The organism is Streptomyces sp. NPDC001002 (genome assembly GCF_053599215.1).
This window is the reverse complement of the sequence record NZ_JBSFLV010000083.1, coordinates 1-25075: the sequence shown is the minus strand read 5'-3', so window position 1 is coordinate 25075 and position 25075 is coordinate 1. Positions and strand designations below refer to the sequence as shown.

Genomic DNA, 25075 nt, shown 5'->3' with positions numbered 1-25075 from the left:
GCCCCTGTCATGCTGCGCTTCCTCTTCCGCCGGTTCCTCGGTGCCGTCGTCATTCTCTTTCTGTTGAGCATCGTGACGTTCCTGCTGTTCTTCGGAATGCCCCGTGACCCGGCGCTGCTGATGTGCGGCAAGACGTGCAACCCCACCAGCCTGGCCAACATCCACCATGTGCTGGGCCTCGACAAGTCGATCCCCGAGCAGTACGGGATCTTCCTGCACAACCTCGTCTTCGGCAGCAACGAGTTCGCCCAGGGCCCTTGCCCCGCCCCTTGCTTCGGGTACTCGTACCACACCAACGACCAGGTCTGGTCGACCCTGCTCGACCGGCTGCCCACCACCGTCTCGCTCACCATCGGTGGCGCGGTGGTCTTCCTCGTCGTGGGTCTGGGCACCGGCATGATCGCCGCCTGGAAGCGCGGCAGTCTGGTCGACAAGATCGTGACTGCCTCCTCGATGGTGCTCAGTTCGATGCAGATCTACTTCCTGGGCCCGCTGGCGCTGGCGATCCTCGTCTACCAGACGCACCTCTTCAGCAAGCCCGCCTACGTCGACTTCACCTCCGATCCGATCGCCTGGTTCGACGGGCTGATCATCCCGTGGGTGGTGCTGTCCACGATCTTCGCCTCGCAGTACACCCGTATGGCGCGCTCGTCGATGATCGAGCAACTCCAGGAGGAACACGTACGCACCGCCCGCGCCAAGGGCATGTCCCGCAAGTACGTCTTCTTCCGCTACGCCTGGCGCGGCTCGCTGATCCCGATCGTCACCATCTTCGGCATCGACCTCGGCTCGCTGCTCGGCGGTGCCATCATCACGGAGTACACCTTCGGTCTGCCGGGCCTGGGACATCTCGCCGTGGACGCCGTGTCCTTCAGCGACCTGCCGCTGCTGCTGGGCGTGATGCTGTTCTCCGCCACCATGATCCTGCTGTTCAACATCATCGTCGATGCCTGCTACGCGTTCATCGACCCGCGCGTGCGGCTGTCCTAGGCCGGGTAATAGGAGCACTGTCGTGACCACTCTGACCAAGGAAGCCGGCGCACCCGTACCGGCCGACGCGGGCGCCTTCCTCTCGGTGCGGGACCTGCACGTCAGCTTCAAGACCGAGGACGGCATCGTGAAGGCCGTCGACGGGCTGTCCTTCGAGGTGCAGCGCGGCAGGACGCTGGGCATCGTCGGCGAGTCGGGCTCCGGCAAGTCCGTCACCAACCTGACGATCCTCGGCCTGCACGACCCGAAGTTCACCACCGTCGAGGGCGAGATCCTCCTGGACGGCCAGGAGTTGACGACCGCCCGCGAGTCGGAGCTGGAGAAGGTGCGCGGCAACAAGGCCGCGATGATCTTCCAGGACCCGCTGACCGCGCTCTCCCCGTACTACACGGTGGGCCGGCAGATCGCGGAACCCTTCATGAAGCACACCGGGGCCTCCAAGAAGGTGGCCTGGGAGCGCGCGGTGGAGATGCTCGGCAAGGTCGGCATCCCCAACCCCAAGGAGCGGGCGAAGGACTACCCGCACCAGTTCTCCGGCGGTATGCGCCAGCGCGCGATGATCGCCATGGCCCTGGTCTGCGACCCCGACCTGCTGATCGCCGACGAGCCGACCACGGCCCTCGACGTCACCGTCCAGGCGCAGATCCTCGACCTGCTGCGGGACCTCCAGCAGGAGTTCGGCACCGCGATCGTCTTCATCACCCACGACCTCGGCGTGATCGCCGACATGGCCGACGACATCATGGTGATGTACGCGGGCGGCGCGGTGGAGCGGGGCACGGTGAACGAGGTGCTGCGTTCGCCGCAACACCCGTACACCTGGGGCCTGTTGAACTCCATGCCGCGGCTGGACTCGGCCCTGGACGAGCCGCTCAACCCGATCCCCGGCGCCCCGCCCTCGCTGCTGACCCCGCCGTCCGGCTGCCGTTTCCACCCGCGCTGCACCTTCCAGGACCGGGTCGGCGGCACCCGCTGCGTGACCGAACGGCCGCTGCTCGCCCCGGACCGGGCGTCCGCGTGCCATCTCACGGCGGAGCAGAAACGCACCATCTTCATCGAAGAGATCAAGCCCCGACTGGGCTAGGAGGAGACGTCATGAAAGAGGACCTCGTCCTTCCCGCCCCGCGGGAAGCCGCCGCCGACTCGGCCGGCGAACCCCTGCTCCAAGTGGCAGGTCTCACCAAGCACTTCCCGGTCAAGGGCGGCTTCCCGATCCGTCGCACGGTCGGTGCCGTGCAGGCGGTCGACGGCATCGACCTGACCGTGCACGTCGGCGAGAGCTTCGGTCTGGTCGGTGAGTCGGGCTGCGGCAAGTCGACGACCGGGCGGCTGATCACGCGGCTCATGGAGCCGACGGCCGGCACGATCTCGTATCGGGGCAAGGACATCACCCACGCCAGTCGCAAACAACTGGCGCCCATCCGCTCCGAGATCCAGATGATCTTCCAGGACCCGTACTCGTCGCTCAACCCGCGGCAGACGGTCGGCAAGATCATCTCGGGTCCGATGGAGATCAACGACATCGAGCCGGAGGGCGGCCGGGAGAAGCGGGTCCGCGAACTCCTGGAGATCGTCGGCCTCAACCCCGAGCACTACAACCGCTTCCCGCACGAGTTCTCCGGCGGCCAGCGTCAACGCATCGGTGTGGCAAGGGCGTTGGCCCTGGAGCCGAAGCTGATCGTGGCGGACGAACCGGTATCGGCGCTCGACGTCTCGATCCAGGCGCAGGTGGTCAACCTGCTCCAGAAGGTCCAGGCGGAACTGGGCATCGCGTTCCTGTTCATCGCCCACGACCTGGCGGTGGTACGGCACTTCTCGCAGCGCGTGGCCGTGATGTACCTCGGCAAGATCATCGAGGTGGGCGACCGCGAGTCCATCTACACCCGCCCCCGGCACCCCTACACCCACGCCCTGCTCTCCGCGGTGCCCGAGGTGAACCTCTCCGACGAGACGGAGGGCGCCCAGCGCGAGCGCATCCGCCTGGCCGGTGACGTGCCGTCCCCGATCTCCCCGCCGTCCGGCTGCCGGTTCCGCACCCGCTGCTGGAAGGCGCAGGACAAGTGCGCGGCCGAGGAGCCGCCGCTGATCCAGATCTCCGGCAACCGCGAGGGCCATCTGACGGCCTGCCACTTCCCGGAGGAGCCGACGATCGAGGGTCGCGACCAGGACATCGTGCTCGACCCGGCGCTGGCGGCGCTGGAGGAGGGGGCCGAGGGTCAGTAGGCGGCGGCCTGTGCCACGGTGACGATCTCGGGGCTGGCGGGGGCGAGTTGTCCTCGCCCCCAGTCGCCGTACTGCTCGACTACGGTGAGGCCCGCCTCCGCGAGGAAGCGGGCGAGGCCGTCAGGGGTGAGGAAGCGCAGGGTGGACCGGCAGACCTGGGGTCCCTCCCACCGGGCACCTTCGTAGGTCTCGGTGAAGGTCACCCGGTCGCCGCGGACGGGCAGTTCGACCTCGTGCCACACCTGTACGGCGGTGCCGTCCGCGTCGCTGATCTCGTACCGGCGCTGTGGGGTCCATCGCTCCCAGGCGCGCGCCGAGGGGTTGCGGGTCTCGAACACGAACCGTCCACCTGCCCCTAGGGCCGCGCGTACCGACCGCAGTGCCGCGCGGATCTCCTCGTCGGTGACGATCTCCTGGAACGCGTGCCCGGTCATCACCACGAGGTCGAACTCCCCGTCCCACGCCCGGCTGCGCAGGTCCCCGAGCACCCACTCGACGTCCCGTTCGGCGGCGCGGGCGCGTACCAGCATGGCTGCCGCCGGATCGAGGCCCGTGAGCCGGCCCCGGTGCCCGTCCGATCTCGCCCGTGCCAGCAGGCGTCCGGTGCCGCAGCCGACGTCGAGCACGGAGGACGCGGACATCACCAGTTTCAGATAGAAGTCGTCGCCCGGGCCCCAGGGATTGAGGACGTCATAGAGCGCGGCGAGCGATGGATCGGCGAAGGCGCGGTCGACCACCGGGGAAGTGTGGCACACCGGCAGGGTGGGACATGACAAGATCGCGGATTCAACTCGCGGGAACGGGAACGGAGTTGGCGCGACACCTCTCGGCGAGGCGCGCGCCGGACTCAGGTCGGAGTCGTAGGGTGCCTGATCGTGACGGTGACAGACTCTTCCGGCGGGGCGCCGCTGTGGCGTGATCGGCAGTTCGTGGTGCTGGCCGGGGCGCGGGTGATCTCCGTGCTGGGCAACGGCTTCGCGCGGGTGGCACTGGCGTTCGCGGTGCTCTCCCTGCCGGGTGCGGGTGCGGGCACGTTGTCGCTGGTGCTGGCCTGTCAGGCGGTGCCGCAGCTGGTGTTCGTCCTGGTCGGTGGGGTCATCGCGGACCGGGTGTCGCGGTCGCGGCTGATGGCGTCGGCGGATGTGCTGGGTGCCGGGGCGTACGCGGGCCTTGCGGCCATGGTGCTGACCGGGCACGCGCCCCTGCCGGCCATGTGCCTGTTCGCGGTGGCGGCCGGCACGGCCACGGCCCTGTTCGCGCCCGCGCTGGACGGTGTCCTGCCGTTGCTGGTCCCCGCGAGCCGCCTCCAGCGGGCCAACGGCCTGCTGCGGATGGGCATCAACGGCTCGATGCTGCTGGGCCTGGCGCTGTCCGGGGTGACGGTGGCTCTGGTCGGCGCGGGCTGGGCGCTGGCGCTGAACGCGGGGTCGTTCGTGGTCAGCGCGGCGCTGACGTCCCGGCTTCGGGTGACGGCACCCGCCCGCGCGAAGGCATCCGGCTGGGCCGATCTCCGGGAGGGCTGGCACGAGTTCGCCTCCCGGCAGTGGCTGTGGGTGGTCGTGGCCCAGTACGCGGTAGTCGTCGCCGCGCTCAACGCCAACGTCGGGGTGCTGGGCCCGTTGACGGCCGAAGAGCATCTCGGCGGCGCACGGGCGTGGTCGGTCATCGTGGCCGCACAGGCCTTGGGCACGATCGCGGGGGCCGGCCTGGCAGCGCGGGTACGGGTGAGCCGCCCTGTCCTGGTGGCGGTGCTCTGCACGTTCTCGGGCGCCGTACCCATCACCCTGCTCAGCCTCCGGGCCCCGGTCTGGCTGATCGCCACGGCGATGTTCGGCGCCGGCATCGCGAGCGACGTCTTCGGCGTCCTGTGGACCACCACGATCCAACGCCGGATCCCCGAACGGGCCCTCTCCCGAGTCAGCTCCTACGACTGGTTCGGCTCCCTGACCTTCGCCCCGCTGGGCCTCCTGATCGCGGGCCCCATCGCGGCGCGGGTAGGCACGGACAGAGCCCTGGCGGGCTGCGCGGCACTGATCGTCGCAGCGACGACGGGGGCACTGCTGTCACCACAGGTACGAGGGCTGGGCAACGGGGACGAGACAGACACGGCCGGGGCCCTTCCGGAGCAGGCGTCCCCCGCCGAGACCCGCCCCGCCGAGACCCGCCCCGCCGAGACCCGCCCCGGCGAGCCCCGCCCCGCCGAGGCCCGACCCGGCGAGACGTCCACTGGCGAGACACCACCCGGCGAGCAGGCTTCGGAGTCGAGCGGCCGCCCGTAGAGCGGAGGCGGAGGCCGCTGCGGGCAGGGGGGACGCGGGCGTGCTCGGGGTGAGGGCGTGCGGGGTGTGTGGGTGAGATGCAGCTCGACCAGACGTAAGGCGTCCGCAGGCAAGGTCCTCAGGGTGAGGCACTCGGCTGGGCGCCGCTCGCGGAGTGGGCTTCGGAGTCGAAGGGCTGTGCGCCGGGCGAAGGCTCGCGCCGCAAGCACGCGGGCAGTGCGGAGGGGACGCAACGCGACCGAGCCTCCATAGCCAAGGCCAGTCCGGGAGGCGCGGCCCGGCAAGGCACGTTCCGGCGGGGTGTCTTCCAGCGAGGCCTTGCCTGCGGATTTTCCTCGCGCCTGTTGGGGGCGCAGCCGACGGACTCCGTGTGCGGCACAGCTCACTGGTCCGGTGTGCGACGCCCCACGGCACCGAACCGAACCGCACCTAACCGCACCTAACCGCACCGCCAAACTCGCAGCGCGACCCGGCATTGACTTCTTAGCTAATGATGATAGCTTTTAGCTAATGCAGTTAGCCAATCCAGTGGCAGAGTCAATGGAGGCAGTCGTGACCGAGTTCCTGAGCGTCGACGGTGGGACGATCGCGTACGAGGTGAGTGGCGCGGCCGGGCCGCTGGTGGTGGTTGCCCATGGGATGGGTGACAGCCGTGAGGCCTATCGGTTCCTCACCCCCGCCCTGGTGGACGCCGGGTACCGAGTCGTCGCGGTGGACCTGCGCGGCCACGGCGAGTCCAGTGTCGGGTGGGCGTCCTACAGCCGTACGGACCTCGCGGGTGACCTGATCGCCCTGCTGAAGCACCTCGGCGAACCCGCGATACTCGTCGGCCACTCCATCGCCGGCGGCGCGGTCACCATCGCCGCGGCCAAGGCCCCGGAACTCGTCACCGCACTGGTCGAGCTCGCGCCCTTCACCCGCAAGCAGCAGATCCGGCTCGGTGACCTGCGGGTGGCCGCCTACCGCCGCGGCGCGACCCACCTCATGGGCACCGCCCTCCTCGGCAGCACCCGGCAGTGGGCCAAGTACCTCGACGTCGCCTACCCCGGCACCAAGCCCGCGGACTGGGACACGCGCATGGCGCAGATCACCGCGATGCTGGAGGAGCCCGGCCGGATGAAGGTCCTGCAGGCGATGGGCAAGATCTCCCCCGCCGACGCCGGTGAGCAACTGGCCAACGTCACCTGCCCGGTGCTCGTCCTGCAGGGCACCCTCGACCCCGACTGGGCCTCGCCGCAGGCCGAGGGGGAGGCGATCGTCGCCGACCTGCCGACCGGTCTGGGCCGGCTGGAGATGATCGAGGGGGCCGGCCACTACCCGCACGTCCAATTCCCCCAGCAGACCCTCGCCGCGGTCCTGACCTTCCTGGCAGGTGTCGATGCCTAGGGCAGGCCTGGACGCGGCCACGATCACCGTCGCCGCCGCCGAACTCGCGGACGAGATCGGCTTCACCGAGCTGACCATGAACCGGCTGGCCGAGCGGGTGGGGGTGCGCGCCCCGTCGCTCTACAAGCACATCGCCGGCCAGGACGACCTGCACCGGCGCATCGCGGCCCTCGCCTTCGACGAGGCCGCCGACGTGATCGGCGCGGCCATCCAGGGCCGCGCCGGTCGCGACGCCCTGGCCGCCGCGGCCGGCGCGCTCCGCGACTTCATGCTCACCCACCCCGGCCGGTACGCGGCCACCCTCGCCCTCACGCCGACCGGTCCCGACGACCCGATCATGCTCGCCTCCAGACGAGGGATCGGACCCTTCGAAGCCGTACTGCGGGGATACGACATCGCCCCGCAGCAGATGACCCACGCGCTGCGGTCGGTGCGCAGCGTCTTCCACGGCTTCGCCCACCTGCAGGCATCCGGCGGTTTCCAGTGGTCCGCCGACGTAGACGAGAGCTTCGAGTACCTCATCGACCTCGTCGACCGCGGCCTCCGCGCCGCCGCGAGCACAGACCCCGCCGCCGTCGCGGACCCCGCCGAACAACACCGGTAGACCACGGTGACAGCGCCCGCCGGCAACAACCCCCGTACAGAGCGAAGGCCCGTGTCTCACGCGGACGTGAGACGCGGGCCTTCTTCTCCCCGGGGAGCGGACGTTCGTGGGCTCGGGTCAATGGGCCTGGAAAGTCCGTTCCACGAAGGGTGGCGGCTGACGGGTTTGGGGTGTTGTCAGGCCGCCGCCTCGGGGTTCTTGGAGAGACGCGGGGCCGGGACGAGGGCCTGGGTCTCCGGGTAGTGGCAGGCGGTGAGGTGGCCGGGCTTGTTGCCCTCGACCTGGACCAGCGGCGGGGCCTCGCTCGCGCACTTGTCCGTCGCCTTCCAGCACCGGGTGCGGAACCGGCAGCCGGAGGGCGGGGAGATGGGGGAGGGGACGTCGCCCACGAGACGGATGCGCTCGCGGGCCGGGCCGTCGTCGTCCACCGTCGCCTCCGGTACGGCGGACAGCAGCGCCCGCGTGTACGGGTGGCGCGGGTTGCCGTAGAGGTCGTCGCGGTCGGCTATCTCCACGATCTTGCCGAGGTACATGACCGCGACCCGCTGGGAGAAGTGCCGGACGATCGCCAGGTCGTGGGCGATGAACACGAACGCGATGCCCAGTTCCTGCTGGACCTTCTGGAGCAGGTTCACCACCTGCGCCTGGATCGAGACGTCCAGGGCCGAGACCGGCTCGTCCGCCACGATCAGCTTCGGCTCCAGGGCCAACGCCCTTGCCACACCGATGCGTTGACGCTGACCGCCGGAGAACTCGTGCGGGAAGCGGTTGTAGTGCTCGGGGTTGAGACCCACGATCTCCAACAGCTCACGGACGCGGGCCTCCCGGCCGCCCGCCGGGTTGATGTCGTTGATCTCCATCGGGCCGGACACGATCTTGCCGACCGTCTGGCGCGGGTTCAGGGACGCGTACGGGTCCTGGAAGATCATCTGGATCTCGGAGCGGATCGGCGCCAGCTGCTTGCGGCCCGCGTGGGTGATGTCCTGGCCGCGGTAGGTGACCTTGCCGCCGGTCGGCTCAAGGAGCCGGGTGATCAGCCGGCCGGTCGTCGACTTGCCGCAGCCCGACTCGCCGACCAGGCCCAGGCTCTCGCCCTCGGCGACCTGGAAGTCGAGGCCGTCGACGGCCTGCACGGCACCGACCGTACGCCGGATCGGGAAACCGCCCTTGATCGGGAAGTGTTTGGTCAGCCCGCTGACGTCCAGGAGAGGGGTTGTGTCGCTCATGATGGGAAGTCCCGTTTCTAGTACGTCAGTTGTGCTGGGCTACGGCGGTGAGATCGGCGAAGAGTTCCTGGCGCTGCGCGGTGGTGAGGTGGCAGGCGGAGCCCCGGCCGTCGACCACCTCCAGCACGGGCCGCTCGCCGGCGCACCGTCCGCCCGGGACCTGCTCGGCGAAGGTGCAGCGCGGGTGGAAGCGGCAGCCGGACGGCGGATTGAGCAGCGAGGGCGGCGAGCCCGGGATCGGCATCAGCGGTACGTCGACCGGTCCTTCGAGGCTCGGCATGGAGCTGAGCAGACCGAGCGTGTAGGGGTGCTGCGGGTCCCTCAGCACCTCCTTCTTCGTGCCGCGCTCCACACACCGGCCGCCGTACATCACCAGCACGTCGTCCGCGATGTCGGCGATGACGCCGAGGTCGTGGGTGATGAACACGATGGCGGTGCCGAACTCCTGCTGGAGGTCCTTGAGCAGGTCCATGATCTGGGCCTGGACCGTCACGTCGAGGGCCGTGGTCGGCTCGTCGGCGATCAGCAGTTCCGGGTCGCAGACCAGGGCCATGGCGATCATCGCGCGCTGGCGCATACCGCCGGAGAACAGGTGAGGGTAGTCGTCGACCCGGATCTCGGGCTGGGGGATCCCGACCCGCTTCAGCATCTCGATCGCCCGCTCCCGGGCCTCCTTCTTGGAGGCGCCGGTGTGTTTGCGGTACGTCTCGGCGATCTGTCTGCCGACCGTGTGGTACGGCGACAGCGAGGCGAGCGCGTCCTGGAAGATCATGGACATCTTGTTGCCGCGCAGCCGCTCCAGCTCCCGCTCGCTCGCGGTGAGGAGCTCCTTGCCGTCGAGCAGGATCTCGCCCTCGATCGCGGTGCGGTCGCGGTCGTGGAGGCCCAGGATCGTCAGGTTGGTGACGGACTTGCCGGAGCCCGACTCGCCGACGATGCCGAGGGTCTTGCCCTTGGCGAGGTCGAAGGAGAGCCCGTCGACGGCCTTGACGATGCCGTCCTCGGTGGAGAAGTGGACCTTCAGATCCCTGACGGAGAGGAAGGGCTGCTGATCGGTGCTCGTCACGGAGAGGCTCCTGGGGGCGATGCGGGGGGTAGGGGGTACGGGCGGAGGGTCAGGCGAGCCGGATCCGCGGGTCGATGAAGGCGTAGGCGGCGTCGACGATGATGTTGAAGAACACGATCGCGGCGGCGGCCAGCACGGTGACGCCGAGCAGCATCGGCAGGTCGCTCTGGTTGACGGAGGTCACCGCGAGCCGGCCGATGCCCTGGAGGCTGAAGACCTGCTCGGTGATGATCGCGCCGCCGATGAGCGTGCCGAGGTCGATGCCGAACACCGTGACGATCGGGCCCATGGCGCCGCGCCAGGCGAAGCGCAGGAAGACGTTCGCACGCGAGAGACCCTTGGCGCGGGCGGTGCGGACGTAGTCCTCGCTGAGCTGCTCGACGAGCTGGGAGCGGGCCATGCGGGTGTAGTTGGCGGTGAAGATGATCGACAGCACGATCCACGGCAGCAGCAGACCGGAGAACCACGAGATGGGGTTGTCGGTCAGCGGCGTGTACGAGGGCTGGTCGAGGATGCCGGCCTTGAAGACCAGGAAGTACAGCGCGAGGTAGCCGACGAAGTAGATCTGCAGCGAGGAGCCGAGCAGCGAGGCCGAGGTGGCGAACTTGTCCAGGAACTTGCCCTGCTTGAGCGCGGCGATCATGCCCGTGCCGACGCCGAAGACCAGGAAGATGGCGGCCGAGCCGAAGGCGAGCGAGAGGGTCAGCGGCAGCCGGTCCATGATCGTGCCGAAGACGGGCTCGTTGTTGGCGAAGGAGTAGCCGAGGCACGGCGCGTTGCACTGTCCGAAGCCGCTGTAGTCCCGCCCGACGAAGATCCCCTTCAGCCAGTACCAGTACTGGACCGGGATCGGATGGTCGATGCCCAGGTTGTGCCGGATCTGCGCCAGCGAGGCCGGCGTGCAGTTCTTGCCGCAGGACATCATGGCCGGGTCACGCGGGACGGCGTAGAAGAGCCAGAAGGTGATGGCGCTGATGATCAGGAGAATGACCAGCGCGCCGATCGTACGGCGGACAAGGAAGCGGAACATGGGGTCAGGACTTTCCGGGCGAGGCGCCGTTGCCGGGGCGTGAGGGGTGTGGAGCCGGTGGGGGCGGCCCGGTGCGGGACCGCCCCCTGGTGCCGGAGGCGCCTACGCCTTCGCGTAGAGCTTCGTGAGGGCGATGCAGGTGTTGGCGGCGTCGTAGACGACGTTGCCGACCTTGGTGCCGTGCATCCAGTTGCGGATCGAGTGGTAGTCCGGGACGCAGGCCGCGAGCTCCATGATCTGCTTGTCGATCGCGCCCCAGGCCTTGTTGGCGGCGTCCGCGTCGGTGATCACGGACGCGGCGGCGATCGCCTTGTCGACGCTCGCGTTCTTCAGCTGGGCGTAGTTGCTGCGGCCGTCGCCGATGTTCTCGCCGTCCCAGCAGGGGTAGAAGACCGAGTAGCCGCCCGGCCAGTCCGGGCTCCAGCCCGCCGCGAACAGGTCGTACTCGTTGTCGATCTTGCCGATCTGAGTGTAGAAGGTCGACTTGTCGATCTGCTTGTTGACCACCGTGAAGCCGGCGGCCTCCAGGGCGTTCTTGATCGCGACGGCCTGCTTCACCGCGTTGTCCGACGTCTGGTACGCGATGACCAGCTTCTGGCCGAGCTTGCCGGCCTCCTTCAGCAGGGCCTTGGCCTTGGCCGGGTCGCCACCGGGCTTCTTGGTCTTGCCGTACAGGTCGAAGTCCGTGTAGCCGGGCGTCACCGGGCTGAAGATCGTGGTCGCGATCTCGCTGGTGGAGGCACCGCCGCGGATGGTCTGGAGCTGCTGCAGCGGCCAGGCGTAGTTGATGGCCTGGCGGACCTTGACGTCCGTGATCCGGGTGGTGTTGATCGGCCAGTAGTAGGTCACCGCGTCGACCGCGGTGAGGACCTGGGCCTTGAGCTTCGCGTTGGTGAGGACCTGGGCGGTCCGCTCGGCGGCGACCTCGTTGAAGATCGACATCGTGTACTGGTCGTTGCCCTTGTCCGCGATGTAGCGGTCGGTCGACGTCAGCGTCTCGAAGCCGAACTGGAAGACGAACTTGTCCGGGTAGGCGTTGCGGATCGGGTCCGTCGCCGGGTCCCAGTGCGTGTTGCGCGCGTACGTCAGGGACTTGCCTATGCTGCGCGCCTCGATCCGGTACGGACCGCAGGAGAACGGCTGCTTGTCGTACTTCTCCTTGGTGTCCTTCGACTTCTTCACCATGGAGTAACCACGCATGGCGAGCGTGAAGTTGAAGTCACCGCGGGCCTCGTTGAGGCGGAAGGTGACGGTCTTGCCGTCGATCTCGATGGAGTCGAGGCTCTTGCCCTCGTAAGGACCGGTGTACTTGTCGCCGCCCTCGAGGAACTGCTGGACGTAGCGCGGGCCCTCGGTGATGAAGGAGGCGAAGAGGCGCTCGAAGGTGTGGCGGACGTCGTCCATGGAGAGGTCGGAGCCGTCCTCCCACTTGATGCCGTCCTTCAGCGTGAAGGACCAGGTCTTGCCGCCGTCCTTCATGGTGCCGGTGTCGGTGGCCGCGTCGCCGACCAGGGTGACGCCACCCTTGGAGTCCAGCTTGTAGCCGGTGAGGCCGCGCATGATCGGGACCGTGATGGCGCCCTCGGTGGAGACGTAGATCTGCGCCGGGTCCAGGTGGTCCATGTCGAACTGGTCGAGCCCGTAGATGGTCCCGCCCTTGACCGCGCCCGCGACCTCGGGGGCCGGGCCGGTGGAGTCGGCCTTCGTACCGACCGTGATCTTGGTGGCCTTGGCCTTGCTGACCGAGGGGACCTTGTTGCCCGAGGACGAGCTGCCGCCGCCACAGGCGGTCAGCACCGAGCTCGACGCGGCCACCACACCGGTGGCGATCATGAAGTTTCTACGGGAAAAAGACACAGCAACCCTGCCTTATGGGTGGGACGGGACCAGCCGGACGACATTGACCGGACCGGGGATGAGAGTTGGGTCAGCGCTTGGACTTCGGGTCGAGCGCGTCGCGCGCCGAGTCGCCGAGCAGGTTGAACGCCAGGACGAAGATCACCATGGAGAGGCCCGGGAAGAGCATGAAGGTGAAGTCCTGGGTGTAGAACTGGGCGCCCCGCTGGATCATGACGCCCCAGTCAGGGGTCGGGTCGATCATGCCGACACCCAGAAAGGCGAAGCCCGCCTCAGCGGTCACGTAGGCCGGGAGCATGAGCGTGGACTGGATGAGGATCGGGGTCCACAGGTTCGGCAGCAGTTCCTTGAAGACGATGCGCGCGGGCGACGCCCCGGTCACCTTGGCGGCCTCGACGAACTCCCGCTCGCGCAGGCCGAGTACCTGGCCGCGCAGCAGCCGGGCGATGGACGCCCAGCCGAAGAACGAGAGCATGATGATGAGCGCGGTGGCCCGCAGCCAGGTCGGGATGTTGTCGTCGGCGGCGACGAACAGGCCGAACACCACCGGCATGAACGCGATGATGAACAGCGTCGAGGGGATCGACAGCACGATGTCGACGATCCGGCCGACGATGTAGTCCGTCCGGCCGCCCAGGTAGCCCGCGGTCACGCCGATGACGACGCCGAGTGCGGTCGTGATCAGGGTGGCCGCCAGGGCGATGCCCAGCGAGGTCCGGATGCCGTAGATCAGGAAGGTGAAGACGTCGCGGCCCAGCTGCGGCTCGATGCCGAACCAGAACTGCGAGCTCATGCCGCCGTTGGCGCCCGCCGGGTACGAGAAGGCGTCGAGCAGGCTCGGGTCCTGGCTGGCGTACGTCGTGTACGGGTTCTTCCCGTACAGCTTGGAGATCAGGGGGGCGGCCAGCGCGATCGCGAAGAAGAAGATCACGATGATCGCGGATATGACACCCGTACGGTCCCGTTTGAAGCGGCGCCACGCGAGCTGTCCCGGGGACCTGCTCTCGTTGGCCTTCGAGTCGGGAGAAGTGATCGACTTCTCGACGCTCTCGTCGGTCACCTCGAGCGGGGCCGTGGATGGAGTTGGGGGGGTCATGGTGCTCCTGGCCCAAGGGAGGGTCTGATGAGACTCCGCAGGGCGCTCCCCTACGGGCTACGCCGGACTTTTTCAACGCAATTCATGCAAGGTCAATAAATTCTCGGTCGAGTTGGGTTTCTCTTTGCATTATTTGCGCCCGCTTGGCCAAGTCGATACTACGCGCGTAGCACTCCGTGATGGATCCGTGCCTGATTTCCGACTAACTACGCCAAACGGGCAACGAGTTCGATATGCGGACGTGCGTGTATCGAAATGTGTACACGGGTGAACATCTGTCGCCGGGGCGGCCATCCGGATGGCGCGTCCCCCGAACGGTCTCGACCGGTGTGCGGTGCGTCCTTTTTCTGCCGATATTGGCCGGTAACGGATTGGCAGTCTTGAGGAGGCACTCCATGCGTGGAGCCACGCACGCCAAATGGGCCGCAGGCGCGGCGGCGGTCGCACTCGCCGTGACGGGCTGCGGGGGCGGGGGCAGTGACAGCGGCGGCGGTGACGGCAGCGCGGTGCTCAGCTCCTCGTGGGGAGACCCGCAGAACCCGCTGGAGCCGGCCAACACCAATGAGGTGCAGGGCGGCAAGGTGCTCGACATGATCTTCCGCGGGCTGAAGCGGTACAACCCGAAGACGGGCGCCGCCGAGGACATGCTCGCCGACAAGATCGACACCACGGACTCGCAGAACTTCACGGTCACGGTCAAGGACGGCTGGACCTTCAGCAACGGCGAGGCGGTCACCGCCAAGTCCTTCGTCGACGCCTGGAACTACGGCGCGAGCCTGAAGAACAACCAGAAGAACGCGTACTTCTTCCAGTACATCGTGGGCTACGACAAGACCCACCCCGACGACGGCTCCAAGCAGACCGCGGACACCCTCAGCGGCCTCAAGGTCACCGGCGCCCGGACCTTCACCGTCCAGCTGACGCAGAAGTTCTCGACGTTCCCGGACACCCTCGGCTACCCGGCCTTCGCGCCGCTGCCCAAGGCGTTCTACGACGACCACGCGGCCTGGGTGAAGAAGCCGATCGGCAACGGTCCTTACACGGTGAAGTCGTACACCAAGGGATCGCAGATGTCGCTGCGGACCTGGGCCGACTACCCGGGCACGGACAAGGCGGAGAACGGCGGCGTCGACCTCAAGGTCTACACCGACAACAACACCGCCTACACCGACCTGATGGCCGGCAACCTCGACCTGGTCGACGACGTGCCGGCCGCCCAGCTCAAGAACGTCAAGAACGACCTCGGCGACCGCTATCTGAACACCCCCGCCGGCATCATCCAGACCCTCGCGTTCCCGTTCTACGACAAGGACTGGAACAAGAGCGACTCGGACAAGGTCCGCAAGGGCCTGTCCATGGCGATCAACCGCAAGCAGATCACCGACACGATCTTCCAGAAGACCCGCACCCCGGCCACCGACTGGACCTCACCGGTCCTCGGCAAGGAGGGCGGCTTCCAGGACGGGCTGTGCGGGGACGGCTGCGACTACGACCCGACCGAGGCCAAGAAGCTGATCCAGGAGGGCGGCGGACTGCCCAACGGCCAGGTCAAGATCAGCTACAACGCGGACACGGGCTCGCACAAGGAGTGGGTGGACGCCGTGTGCAACTCCATCAACAACGCGCTCGGCAACGACAAGGCGTGCGTGGGCAACCCGGTCGGCACCTTCGCCGACTTCCGCAGCCAGATCACCCAGAAGAAGATGTCGGGGCCGTTTAGGGCCGGCTGGCAGATGGACTACCCGCTGATCCAGAACTTCCTCCAGCCGCTCTACTACACCAACGCCTCCTCCAACGACGGCAAGTGGTCCAACAAGGACTTCGACAAGCTCGTCAACCAGGCCAACACCGAGACGGACACCGGCAAGGCGATCTCGCTGTTCCAGGACGCCGAGAAGGTGGTCCGGGACAACATGGCGGCGATCCCGCTCTGGTACCAGAACGGCAGCGCGGGCTGGTCGGACCGGCTCTCCAACGTCGCGCTCAACCCGTTCAGCGTCCCCGTCTACAACGAGATCAAGGTCAGCTGACCCGCCGTGGGGCGCTACGTCGTGAGGCGGCTGCTCCAGATGATCCCGGTGTTCATCGGGGCCACGCTGCTGATCTTCCTGATGGTGAACGTGATGGGCGACCCCATCGCGGGCCTGTGCGGCGACAAGCAGTGCGACCCGGCGACGGCGGCCCAGCTCAAGAAGGAGTTCGGCCTCGACAAGCCGGTCTGGCAGCAGTACCTGACCTACATGGGGAACGTCTTCACCGGTGACTTCGGTACGGCGTTCAACGGCCAGAAGGTCACCGACCTGATGTCGACGGCGTTCCCGGTCACCATCCGGCTGACGATCGTGGCGATCCTCTTCGAGATCGTCATCGGCATCTCGCTCGGGGTCGTCACCGGCCTCAAGCGGGGCCGGCCGGTCGACACCACGGTCCTTCTCCTGACCCTCGTCGTGATCTCCGTCCCCACCTTCGTCACCGGCCTGCTGCTCCAGCTGCTGCTCGGCGTCGAGTGGGGATGGATCAAACCGTCCGTCTCCACGGAGGCGACCTTCGGCGAACTGATCGTGCCGGGGCTTGTGCTGGCCTCCGTCTCCCTGGCCTACGTGACCAGGCTGACCCGCACGTCCATCGCGGAGAACCGGCGCTCGGACTACGTCCGTACGGCGGTGGCCAAGGGCCTGCCCAGGCGCCGGGTGATCATCCGCCACCTCCTGCGCAACTCACTCATCCCGGTCGTCACGTTCATCGGCACCGACATCGGCGCCCTGATGGGCGGAGCCATCGTCACCGAGCGGATCTTCAACATCCACGGCGTCGGCTTCCAGCTCTACCAGGGCATCCTGCGCCAGAACACGCAGACCGTCGTCGGCTTCGTGACCGTCCTCGTCCTCGTCTTCCTGGTGGCCAACCTGCTCGTCGACCTCCTCTACGCCGTACTCGACCCGAGGATCCGCTATGCCTGAGCAGCCGCACGATCCCGAACTCGCGATCGCCGGCACCGGCATGGGCGGTCCGATGGACCTCGCGACGAGCGAGGCGGAGACGCTGGACAGGACCCCGGGTCCCGACAGCGGCGGCCCGCAGGACAAGCCCCGCTCCCTGTGGTCCGACGCCTGGCGCGACCTGCGCCGCAACCCCGTCTTCATCATCTCGGCGCTGGTCATCCTCTTCCTCGTCGTCATCTCCCTCTGGCCCTCCCTGATCGCGTCGGGCAACCCCCTCAAGTGCAACCTCTCCAAGGCCCAGGAGGGCTCCCAGCCGGGCCACCCCTTCGGCTACGACGGCCAGGGCTGCGACGTCTACACGCGCACGGTCTACGGCGCCCGTACGTCCGTCACGGTCGGCGTCCTCGCCACGCTCGGGGTAGCCGTCCTCGGCTCGGTCCTCGGCGGCCTGGCAGGCTTCTTCAGCGGAGCGTGGGACTCGGTCCTGTCCCGCATCACGGACATCTTCTTCGCGATCCCGGTGGTCCTGGGCGGCCTGGTCCTGCTCTCGGTCGTCACCAGCAACACGGTCTGGCCGGTGATCGGCTTCATGGTGCTGCTGGGCTGGCCGCAGATCTCCCGGATCGCCCGGGGCTCGGTCATCACCGCCAAACAGAACGACTACGTGCAGGCCGCCCGCGCGCTGGGCGCCTCCAACTCCCGGATCCTGCTGCGGCACATCGCCCCCAACGCGATCGCCCCGGTGATCGTCGTGGCGACCATCGCGCTGGGCACGTACATCTCCCTGGAGGCGACCCTGTCCTACCTGGGCGTCGGCCTCAAACCGCCCACCGTCTCCTGGGGCATCGACATCTCCGCCGCCTCCACCTACGTCCGCAACGCCCCGCACGCCCTCCTGTGGCCCTCCGGCGCCCTGGCGATCACGGTGCTCGCCTTCATCATGCTCGGCGACGCGGTCCGCGACGCCCTCGATCCGAAGTTGAGGTGAGGCGGCGTCATGCTGCTCGAAGTGCGGGATCTGCATGTGGAGTTCAGGACTCGGGACGGGGTCGCCAAGGCCGTCAACGGGGTCAACTACGGGGTGGACGCGGGGGAGACCCTTGCCGTGCTGGGGGAGTCCGGGTCCGGCAAGTCCGTCACCGCGCAGGCCGTGATGGGGATCCTCGACATGCCGCCCGGGAAGATTACCGGCGGCGAGATCCTCTTCCAGGGCAAGGACCTGCTGAAGCTGAAGGAGGAGGAGCGCAGGAAGGTCCGCGGCGCCGAGATGGCGATGATCTTCCAGGACGCGCTCTCCTCCCTCAACCCCGTGCTCTCCGTGGGCGACCAGCTCGGCGAGATGTTCACCGTGCACCGCGGGATGTCGAGGAAGGACGCGCGCGCCAAGGCGATCGAGCTGATGGACCGCGTGCGCATCCCGGCCGCCAAGGAGCGCGTCCGCGACTACCCCCACCAGTTCTCCGGCGGTATGCGCCAGCGCATCATGATCGCCATGGCGCTCGCCCTGGAGCCGGCGCTCATCATCGCCGACGAACCGACGACCGCGCTGGACGTCACCGTCCAGGCCCAAGTCATGGACCTGCTGGCCGAGTTGCAGCGCGAACTGCGGATGGGGCTCATCCTCATCACCCACGACCTCGGCGTGGTCGCCGACGTCGCCGACCGGATCGCGGTGATGTACGCGGGCCGGATCGTCGAGCAGGCGCCGGTGCACGACATCTACAAGGCGCCCGCACACCCGTACACCAAGGGCCTGTTGGAGTCGATCCCGCGGCTCGACCAGAAGGGCCAGGAGCTCTACGCCATCAAGGGACTGCCGCCCAACCTCATGAACATCCCGCCCGGCTGCGCCTTCAACCCCCGCTGCCCGATGGCCCAGGACGTGTGCCGCACGGACGTACCGCCCCTGCACGAGGTGGACGAACAGCGAGTGAGCGCCTGTCACTTCTGGAGGGAGTGCCTCAATGGCTGAGTCGATCCTGGAAGTCAGCGGCCTGGTCAAGCACTATCCGTTGACCCAGGGCATCGTGTTCAAGAAGCAGATCGGTGCCGTCAAGGCCGTCGACGGCGTCGACTTCGCGCTCGGCAAGGGCGAGACCCTCGGCATCGTCGGCGAGTCCGGCTGCGGCAAGTCGACGGTCGCCAAGATGCTGGTCAACCTGGAGAAGCCGACGGCCGGTTCGATCAAGTACAAGGGCGAGGACATCACCACCCTGTCCGGCCGCGCCCTCAGGACCGTACGACGCAACATCCAGATGGTCTTCCAGGACCCGTACACCTCCCTCAACCCCCGTATGACGGTGGGCGACATCATCGGGGAGCCCTACGAGATCCACCCCGAGGTGGCCCCCAAGGGCGACCGGCGCAAGAAGGTCCAGGACCTGCTGGACGTGGTGGGCCTCAACCCCGAGTACATCAACCGCTACCCGCACCAGTTCTCCGGCGGCCAGCGCCAACGCATCGGCATCGCCCGGGGGTTGGCGCTGCGCCCCGAGATCATCGTGGCCGACGAACCGGTCTCCGCCCTCGACGTCTCCGTGCAGGCCCAGGTGATCAACCTGCTCGACCGGCTGCAGACCGAGTTCGAGCTGTCGTACCTCTTCATCGCCCACGACCTGTCGATCGTCCGGCACATCTCGGACCGGGTCGGCGTGATGTACCTCGGCCGGATCGTGGAGATCGGCAAGGACGCCGAGATCTACGACCATCCCACGCACCCCTACACCCAGGCGCTGCTGTCCGCCGTCCCCGTGCCCGACCCGGAGGCCCGTGAGCACCGGGAGCGGATCATTTTGGTGGGTGACGTGCCGTCGCCGACCAACGTCCCCTCGGGCTGCCGCTTCCGCACCCGGTGCTGGAAGGCCCAGGAACGCTGCGAGTTGGAGGTGCCGCTGCTCGCGGTGCCCGCGGAGTTCCGGCTCGCGACCGGTCCCGCGGCGCACGACTCGGCGTGCCACTTCGCGGAGGCTGTATCGATGAGGCGCTCCGCGCCGGGGCAGGTCGTACCGGTGGAGGACACACCCGGTGAGAACGGCAACGGGCCGGGATGACATGGCGCATCCCGGCCCGTTTACGGCACCCGCACGGCCGTACGCTGTTCAGCCTGGCCCGTCCGTATATCGGAACCGCTTCCGCCAAGTTGCCTGCGTGTAAACGCGATTCGCGGGCATTTGTGCGGTTATTTCAATGATCGTTTGAGGAAGTCCAGCTGAAGCAGGAGCAGGTTCTCGGCGACCTCTTCCTGCGGGGTCATGTGGGTCACCCCGGACAGCGGCAGTACCTCGTGCGGGCGGCCGGCGGCCAGCAGCGCGGAGGACAGGCGCAGCGAGTGGGCGACCACGACGTTGTCGTCCACCAGGCCGTGGATGATCATCATCGGGCGGTGCGGCTCGGTCGCGTCGACCAATCCCTCGTCGTCGAGGACCGAGTTGCGGCGGTAGACGTCCGGCTGTTCGCCGGGGTGGCCGAGGTACCGCTCCTGGTAGTGGGTGTCGTACAGCCGCAGATCGGTGACCGGGGCGCCCACCACCGCCGCGTGGAAGACGTCCGGACGGCGCAGTGCCGCGAGCGCCGCCAGATAGCCGCCGAAGGACCAGCCGCGGATCGCGACCCGGTCGAGGTCGAGCGGGAAGTCGGCGGCGAGCGCCTGGAGCGCGTCGACCTGGTCCTGCAGGACGACCGCCGCGAGGTCGTCCCGCACCGCCTTCTCCCAGGCGGGGGAGCGGCCCGGCGTGCCCCGCCCGTCCGCCACGACCACCGCGAACCCCTGGTCGGCGAACCACTGCGAGGTCAGATACGGATTGCGCGCGGCGACCACCCGCTGACCGTGCGGACCACCGTAGGGGTCGAGCAGGACCGGCAGGGAGGTGTCACCGGCGTAGTCACGCGGCAAGAGCACGGCGCACGGGATTCGCCGTGCGCCCCCCTCGACAAGCGTCACACGCGGGGACAAACCAGGATCTTCGGCGTACGAGGTCACAGTCCCGATCTGCTTGGCGTCCCGCAGCAGCCGCACCTGGGCGCCCGGGTGGTCGAGCGAGGCGGACACCAGCACGGTCACGCCCCCGGCGCGCACCGCCGTGTGCACGCCGGGTTCCTGCGACAACCGCTCCACACCGAGTTCGCTGACGCGATAGACGTGCACCTCGCCGATCTCGGACGCCTCCGCCTCCGCGCCCGCCGACGCCGAGACCAGCACGTCGTCGTCCCCGACCGCCAGCACCGCGCGCACGTGCAACTGCGGTCCGGTCAGGGGCCGTTCACCGACCGCGAGCACCCGCGCGCCACCCTCGTCGGCGATCCGCACGAGCCGTCCCGAGGGGCTCCAGCAGGGCACTCCGGGGAAAAGATCAAGCCAAATTGGATCTTCGTCCGCGTGCACCAGACGGGTCGCTCCCGTGTCCGGATCCACCGCCAGGTACAGCTGACTGCGCTGGTCGCGCGCCTGTACCAGGAGCAGTGGCGCACCCGCCTCTGACCAGTGCACATGCGCCAGATACGGATAGCGCGCCCGGTCCCAGACGACCTCCGTGCGGGCCCCGGTCAGGCCGATCACGAACAGCCGCACCTCCGCGTTGTCGGTGCCCGCCGCCGGATACGGGACGTGCTGTGGATCACGTTCGGGATGCGCCGGGTCGGAGATCCACCAGCGCTGCACGGGCGTCTCGTCCACGCGCGCGACCAGCAGCCGGTCGGACTCGGGCGACCACCAGAAGCCGCGCTGACGCTGCATCTCCTCGGCCGCGATGAACTCGGCCAGTCCATAGGTGATGTTCGCCGACTCCGGCTCGGCGAGGGCCCGTTCACCCTCGCCCTCGGCGCCGACGATCCGCAGGGCGCCCTGGGCGACGTAGGCGACATGCCGTCCGTCGGGGGCCGGGCGCGGGTCGATCACCGGTCCGGGGACGGGGAGTTCACGTGCCGTGCCGGCCCGCAGCTCGGCCGTGAACAGCCGCCCCGACAAGGCGAAAGAGGCCAGCTCGACGGTCGCGTCGGTGGCGTAGCCGACGATGCCGGCGCCGCCCTCGCGGGCACGTTCGCGACGGGCGCGCTCCTGCGGGGAGAGGTCCTCGGCGGCCCCGTCCAGCAGGGCGCGCGGGTCCGCCGCCACGCGCTCCCCGCCGTCGTCCGGATCCAGCACCCAGAGTGAATTCGCCCTGTCCGTACCGGAGGTGGAGCGCAGGAACACGACCCGCGAACCGTCGGGCGCCACCGAGAACGCGCGTGGCGCACCGAGCGTGAAGCGCTGGGTGCGGGCGTGTCGGCGGGGGAAAGAGTCGGACGTCGTCGTCATGCTCCGACCATATTGGCCATGCGCCCCCTTGTGCGGCCGTGCGCCGATCGATGCGCGCGTGTGGATAGTTATGATCACTGACGCATGGTGGGTATGAATCCGCTGGCTGACGTATGGATTTATCTGCTGGATTCATCTGCCCCTTGGTCCGACTGGTCCGACCCCGCGTACTTGGGATCTTTGGAGGTGAGCCGCCGTGGCACTTTCGATTTCGGCGGTGGTGCTGCTGGCGATCGTCGTCTTCCTGTTGGTCAAGAAGTCAGGTCTGAAGGGCGGGCACGCCGTGGTGTGCGTCCTACTCGGCTTCTACCTCGCCTCCTCGACCGTCGCTCCCACCATCAGTGAGCTGACGACGAACATCGCGGGGATGATCGGCAGCCTCAAGTTCTGACCCGGGCCGCGCCGGGCTTGTCGGTGGCGCCTCGTAGGGTGGCTCCATGACGGAACTGCCCGCTCGGCGTCTGCTCCTGGTGCACGCGCACCCGGACGACGAGTCGATCAACAACGGCGCGACCATGGCCCGGTACGCGGCCGAGGGTGCCCACGTGACCCTGGTCACCTGCACCCTCGGCGAGCTCGGCGAGGTCATCCCGCCGCAGCTGCGACACCTGACCGGCACCGCCCTGGGCGAGTACCGCCGGGGCGAGCTGGCGGCGGCCCTGCGCGCGCTCGGCGTCGAGGACTTCCGTCAACTCGGCGGCCCCGGACGCTACCGGGACTCCGGAATGATGGGCCTCGCCGACAACGACGACCCCGCCGCCTTCTGGCAGGCCGACCTCGACGAAGCCGCAGGCCACCTCGCCCAGGTGATCCTGGAGGTACGCCCCCAGGTCCTCGTCACCTACGACGAGCACGGCGGGTACGGCCACCCCGACCACATCCAGGCCCACCGCGTCGCCATGCGCGCCGCCGAGCTGGCCGCCGACGCCGGGTGGCGGATCCCCAAGATCTACTGGAACCGCGTGCCGCGCCCGGTCGCCGAGGCCGCGTTCGCCCGCCTCTCCGGCGCCCTGCTCGGCCTGCCCTTCGCCAAGTCCGCCGCCGTCGACGACGTGCCGGGCGTGGTGGCCGACGACCTCGTCACCACGGAGATCGACGGCACGGCGTACGCGACCGCGAAGGCCGCCGCGATGCGCGCGCACGCGACCCAGATCGCCGTCGCGGAACCGTACTTCGCGCTCTCCAACGAGCTGGCGCAGCCGCTCTTCACCACCGAGTACTACCAACTCGTGGAGGGCGCCGGAGAAGCTCAGCGGGATTCCGGCCCGGAAGGTGCTTCAGACGCGGAAGGTGCTTCCGGCGGGCGCGAGACCGATCTGTTCGCCGGCATCGGCACCGAGGAGACGTCATGAGCGACCGGGGTTCCATGCTGGCGCAGCCCTTGCAGCGGCCCTCGCTCGGGCGGGCGCTCCTCTACTTGGGGCTCTTCGTCCTCGGTGCGGTCGTCGGGGGCGCCGGGGCGCTGGTGCAGTCCGGCTGGTTCCCGGGCGGGCTGCTGCTCGCGCTCGTCGGCGAGGCCGGGCTCTGTCTCGGCGGCGGCTGGGCGATCGGTGGCCGAGGAGGGGCGATCGCGCCCGCCGCCGGCTGGATGATCTCCGTCATCCTGCTGACCGCCAGCAGACCCGAGGGCGACTTCCTGTTCGCCGCAGGAGGTGGCTCTTATCTCTTCCTCCTCGGAGGGATGGCCGTCGCTGTGATCTGCGCCACCCTTGGACAAGGGCGGCAACCAGGCGCCCGTGACGTCCGACTTGGCAAGTGACGTACCACTTCGCCGTTAAGGGCGCGTGCAAGTGCCGTGTGGGTTTACTCGGCGGTCGCGGGATACGCGCCAGACGTGGCCAGTATGGTGGTGCGCGCCGCCGAGCCGCCCGCTGAGGTTGTGTCGGGCGGCGGAGCCAACCGGGAGAACCTGCCTTGAGTCGTGAAACTGACACTCCGTCCTCCGGGCCCAACGGGCGCGGCGGGGCCGCCTACCCGTCGGGTACGCCGCCGTACGGGACCCCCGCGGTTCCCGACGCCGGTACGGACGCGGGTCGTTCGGCCGCGCAGCCGGAGGAACGCAAGACCGAGACCACGCTGACGACCCGGATCCGGATCAACATCCCCGGGTCGCGGCCCATTCCGCCGGTCGTCGTACGGACCCCCGTCGCCGACGCGGACGCCCCCGACGGCAGTGCTGCGGAGGCCGAGGCTCCGGCACCGCCCGCCCTGCCGTCCATGGGCTCCGGCGAGCCGCCCACCGGACAGGGCGGACCCGGTGGACCGGGCGGCCCCGGCGGGGAGAAGACGAGCGACTGGTTCGCGCCCCGCAAGTCCTCGTCGGGCAAGCCCGATTCGGGCGGCGGTGCCACCAATGGCGCCGGAATCCCCGGCGGTTCGGCCGCCCCCGCCACGCCCCCCGCGGGCACCCCGACCCCCGGTGCGCGTCCCGGCGCGGGCCGCCCCGGCGGTGTCGTCGGCTCCATGAGCGTGCCGGGCGGCTCCCGTCCCGGTGGCGCGGGCGGTGCCCGGCCGGGCGGGACCAACGGTTCGGGGCTCACCGGCGCGACCGGCGGCCCGGTGGCCCCCGGACACGGCGGCGGCACCGGTTCCTTCGACGTCACCGAGGCGCTGGCCGCGGGACCGCTGGGCCCCGGCTCGCGTCCCGGCGGCGGCGAACCGCGCCGTGCCGAGCTGCCGTACTTCTCCGAGGGCGACCAGCAGGGCGGCCCGGGCACCCAGGGCGGCTACGGCGGCCCCGGCGGCGCGAGCGGCTTCAACGGACCGGGCGGCCCCGGCGGCCAGGGCGGCGGCCCGCACGGCCCCGCGGGACCGACCGGCGGTCCGGTCACCGGCGACGGGCCGATGGCCCCGCCGATGGGCGGCGGCCCCGGTGGACCCAACGGCCAGGGTGGCTACGGCGGTCCTGGCGCCCCCGGCAACCCGCACGACTTCTCGGCGCCCGGCGGCATGGGCGGCCCGGGTGGCCCCGGCGGCATGGGCGCCCCCGGCGTCGGCCCCGGCGCACACGCGTACGAGACCCTGCACCACGCCCTCGACACCGGCGACGGGGACGAGCGGCACACCGCTCTCTTCCTGGCGGT

The 25075-nt window shown here is 69.0% G+C and carries 21 protein-coding genes and 1 pseudogene; 15 read left to right on the top strand and 7 right to left on the bottom strand.

The genetic code is table 11. The features are described from left to right. Positions 1-9: 9 nt before the first annotated feature. The 3 genes from ACWDR3_RS31025 to ACWDR3_RS31015 are packed head-to-tail and all read left to right on the top strand — an operon-like array spanning position 10 to position 3213. Entirely contained in the window at positions 10-990 is a 981-nt protein-coding gene (locus ACWDR3_RS31025) for an ABC transporter permease (protein WP_450355889.1), read from the top strand. 22 nt (positions 991-1012) lie between these two features. After that, complete coding sequence (locus ACWDR3_RS31020; RefSeq protein WP_450355888.1) at positions 1013-2074, top strand: ABC transporter ATP-binding protein; 1062 nt, start codon at positions 1013-1015, stop codon at positions 2072-2074. A gap of 11 nt (positions 2075-2085) precedes the next feature. Further along, positions 2086-3213, top strand: a complete 1128-nt coding sequence (locus tag ACWDR3_RS31015) for an ABC transporter ATP-binding protein (RefSeq protein WP_450355887.1) — start codon at positions 2086-2088, stop codon at positions 3211-3213. Here ACWDR3_RS31015 and ACWDR3_RS31010 read toward each other — a convergent pair. After that, positions 3207-3950, bottom strand: a complete 744-nt coding sequence (locus ACWDR3_RS31010; RefSeq protein ID WP_450355886.1) for a class I SAM-dependent methyltransferase — start codon at positions 3948-3950, stop codon at positions 3207-3209. The two genes, ACWDR3_RS31015 and ACWDR3_RS31010, sit on opposite strands and share 7 nt — an antisense overlap. A gap of 138 nt (positions 3951-4088) precedes the next feature. Between ACWDR3_RS31010 and ACWDR3_RS31005 the strand changes: the two genes are divergently transcribed. From ACWDR3_RS31005 to ACWDR3_RS30995, 3 genes are all read left to right on the top strand, one after another. After that, the gene (locus ACWDR3_RS31005) at positions 4089-5492 is read left to right on the top strand and encodes an MFS transporter (RefSeq protein WP_450355885.1); all 1404 of its coding nucleotides are present in this window, start codon (positions 4089-4091) and stop codon (positions 5490-5492) included. 552 nt (positions 5493-6044) lie between these two features. Next, positions 6045-6878, top strand: coding sequence for an alpha/beta fold hydrolase (locus tag ACWDR3_RS31000; protein WP_450355884.1), 834 nt, complete (start codon positions 6045-6047; stop codon positions 6876-6878). Further along, positions 6871-7482 carry a TetR/AcrR family transcriptional regulator gene (locus ACWDR3_RS30995; protein ID WP_450355883.1) on the top strand — a complete coding sequence of 204 codons (612 nt, stop codon included), beginning with the start codon at positions 6871-6873 and terminating at the stop codon, positions 7480-7482. Before ACWDR3_RS31000 ends, ACWDR3_RS30995 begins: the two co-directional genes overlap by 8 nt. A gap of 176 nt (positions 7483-7658) precedes the next feature. Here ACWDR3_RS30995 and ACWDR3_RS30990 read toward each other — a convergent pair whose 3' ends face one another. The 5 genes from ACWDR3_RS30990 to ACWDR3_RS30970 form a co-directional block, all read right to left on the bottom strand. After that, positions 7659-8708: an ABC transporter ATP-binding protein gene (locus ACWDR3_RS30990; RefSeq protein ID WP_450355882.1), complete on the bottom strand. Its 1050-nt coding sequence runs from the start codon at positions 8706-8708 to the stop codon at positions 7659-7661. 25 nt (positions 8709-8733) lie between these two features. Beyond that, on the bottom strand, positions 8734-9774 hold the full coding sequence (locus tag ACWDR3_RS30985; protein WP_450355881.1) for an ABC transporter ATP-binding protein: 1041 nt from the start codon (positions 9772-9774) through the stop codon (positions 8734-8736). A gap of 49 nt (positions 9775-9823) precedes the next feature. Then, positions 9824-10804 (bottom strand): ABC transporter permease, encoded by a 981-nt coding sequence (locus ACWDR3_RS30980; RefSeq protein WP_450355880.1) that lies wholly within the window; start codon positions 10802-10804, stop codon positions 9824-9826. Between the two features lie 102 nt (positions 10805-10906). Further along, positions 10907-12637, bottom strand: coding sequence for an ABC transporter substrate-binding protein (locus tag ACWDR3_RS30975; RefSeq protein ID WP_450355879.1), 1731 nt, complete (start codon positions 12635-12637; stop codon positions 10907-10909). A 94-nt stretch (positions 12638-12731) separates the two neighbouring features. Next, positions 12732-13757, bottom strand: coding sequence for an ABC transporter permease (locus tag ACWDR3_RS30970; RefSeq protein ID WP_450355878.1), 1026 nt, complete (start codon positions 13755-13757; stop codon positions 12732-12734). Between the two features lie 395 nt (positions 13758-14152). Here ACWDR3_RS30970 and ACWDR3_RS30965 point away from each other — a divergent pair, with 395 nt between their 5' ends. Genes ACWDR3_RS30965 through ACWDR3_RS30945 form a run of 5 tightly spaced genes read left to right on the top strand, consistent with a single transcriptional unit; the run spans position 14153 to position 19749 of the window. After that, positions 14153-15787, top strand: coding sequence for a peptide ABC transporter substrate-binding protein (locus ACWDR3_RS30965; protein WP_450355877.1), 1635 nt, complete (start codon positions 14153-14155; stop codon positions 15785-15787). Positions 15788-15793: 6 nt separating this feature from the next. After that, on the top strand, positions 15794-16717 hold the full coding sequence (locus tag ACWDR3_RS30960; protein ID WP_450355876.1) for an ABC transporter permease: 924 nt from the start codon (positions 15794-15796) through the stop codon (positions 16715-16717). After that, the gene (locus ACWDR3_RS30955; RefSeq protein WP_450355875.1) at positions 16710-17687 is read left to right on the top strand and encodes an ABC transporter permease; all 978 of its coding nucleotides are present in this window, start codon (positions 16710-16712) and stop codon (positions 17685-17687) included. The genes ACWDR3_RS30960 and ACWDR3_RS30955 overlap by 8 nt, the downstream gene beginning before the upstream one ends. A gap of 9 nt (positions 17688-17696) precedes the next feature. Next, positions 17697-18671, top strand: coding sequence for an ABC transporter ATP-binding protein (locus ACWDR3_RS30950; RefSeq protein WP_450355874.1), 975 nt, complete (start codon positions 17697-17699; stop codon positions 18669-18671). Continuing rightward, on the top strand, positions 18664-19749 hold the full coding sequence (locus ACWDR3_RS30945; protein WP_450355873.1) for an ABC transporter ATP-binding protein: 1086 nt from the start codon (positions 18664-18666) through the stop codon (positions 19747-19749). Before ACWDR3_RS30950 ends, ACWDR3_RS30945 begins: the two co-directional genes overlap by 8 nt. Positions 19750-19877: 128 nt before the next feature. Here the strand turns inward: ACWDR3_RS30945 and ACWDR3_RS30940 are convergent, their stop codons facing one another. Next, positions 19878-21992: a prolyl oligopeptidase family serine peptidase gene (locus tag ACWDR3_RS30940; RefSeq protein ID WP_450355872.1), complete on the bottom strand. Its 2115-nt coding sequence runs from the start codon at positions 21990-21992 to the stop codon at positions 19878-19880. Positions 21993-22188: 196 nt separating this feature from the next. Here ACWDR3_RS30940 and ACWDR3_RS30935 point away from each other — a divergent pair, with 196 nt between their 5' ends. The 4 genes and pseudogenes from ACWDR3_RS30935 to ACWDR3_RS30920 all read left to right on the top strand — a co-directional run. Further along, positions 22189-22383 carry a hypothetical protein gene (locus ACWDR3_RS30935; protein WP_123997939.1) on the top strand — a complete coding sequence of 65 codons (195 nt, stop codon included), beginning with the start codon at positions 22189-22191 and terminating at the stop codon, positions 22381-22383. Between the two features lie 46 nt (positions 22384-22429). Continuing rightward, positions 22430-23344 (top strand): N-acetyl-1-D-myo-inositol-2-amino-2-deoxy-alpha-D-glucopyranoside deacetylase, encoded by a 915-nt coding sequence (mshB, locus tag ACWDR3_RS30930; protein ID WP_450355871.1) that lies wholly within the window; start codon positions 22430-22432, stop codon positions 23342-23344. Further along, positions 23341-23751, top strand: a complete 411-nt coding sequence (locus ACWDR3_RS30925; RefSeq protein WP_450355870.1) for a DUF6113 family protein — start codon at positions 23341-23343, stop codon at positions 23749-23751. The genes mshB and ACWDR3_RS30925 overlap by 4 nt, the downstream gene beginning before the upstream one ends. A gap of 155 nt (positions 23752-23906) precedes the next feature. Continuing rightward, a pseudogene (locus ACWDR3_RS30920) lies at positions 23907-25075 on the top strand (hypothetical protein); the annotation flags it as partial.

What these genes read in the sequence shown, in the direction of transcription:
- ACWDR3_RS31025 (WP_450355889.1), top strand. Translation starts at nt 10, where the DNA reads ATGCTGCGCTTCCTCTTCCGCCGGTTCCTCGGTGCCGTCGTCATTCTC.
- ACWDR3_RS31015 (WP_450355887.1), top strand. Translation starts at nt 2,086, where the DNA reads ATGAAAGAGGACCTCGTCCTTCCCGCCCCGCGGGAAGCCGCCGCCGAC.
- ACWDR3_RS30995 (WP_450355883.1), top strand. Translation starts at nt 6,871, where the DNA reads ATGCCTAGGGCAGGCCTGGACGCGGCCACGATCACCGTCGCCGCCGCC.
- ACWDR3_RS30990 (WP_450355882.1), bottom strand. Translation starts at nt 8,708, where the DNA reads ATGAGCGACACAACCCCTCTCCTGGACGTCAGCGGGCTGACCAAACAC.
- ACWDR3_RS30980 (WP_450355880.1), bottom strand. Translation starts at nt 10,804, where the DNA reads ATGTTCCGCTTCCTTGTCCGCCGTACGATCGGCGCGCTGGTCATTCTC.
- ACWDR3_RS30975 (WP_450355879.1), bottom strand. Translation starts at nt 12,637, where the DNA reads ATGATCGCCACCGGTGTGGTGGCCGCGTCGAGCTCGGTGCTGACCGCC.
- ACWDR3_RS30970 (WP_450355878.1), bottom strand. Translation starts at nt 13,757, where the DNA reads ATGACCCCCCCAACTCCATCCACGGCCCCGCTCGAGGTGACCGACGAG.
- ACWDR3_RS30965 (WP_450355877.1), top strand. Translation starts at nt 14,153, where the DNA reads ATGCGTGGAGCCACGCACGCCAAATGGGCCGCAGGCGCGGCGGCGGTC.
- ACWDR3_RS30955 (WP_450355875.1), top strand. Translation starts at nt 16,710, where the DNA reads ATGCCTGAGCAGCCGCACGATCCCGAACTCGCGATCGCCGGCACCGGC.
- ACWDR3_RS30950 (WP_450355874.1), top strand. Translation starts at nt 17,697, where the DNA reads ATGCTGCTCGAAGTGCGGGATCTGCATGTGGAGTTCAGGACTCGGGAC.
- ACWDR3_RS30945 (WP_450355873.1), top strand. Translation starts at nt 18,664, where the DNA reads ATGGCTGAGTCGATCCTGGAAGTCAGCGGCCTGGTCAAGCACTATCCG.
- ACWDR3_RS30940 (WP_450355872.1), bottom strand. Translation starts at nt 21,992, where the DNA reads ATGACGACGACGTCCGACTCTTTCCCCCGCCGACACGCCCGCACCCAG.
- mshB (WP_450355871.1), top strand. Translation starts at nt 22,430, where the DNA reads ATGACGGAACTGCCCGCTCGGCGTCTGCTCCTGGTGCACGCGCACCCG.
- ACWDR3_RS30925 (WP_450355870.1), top strand. Translation starts at nt 23,341, where the DNA reads ATGAGCGACCGGGGTTCCATGCTGGCGCAGCCCTTGCAGCGGCCCTCG.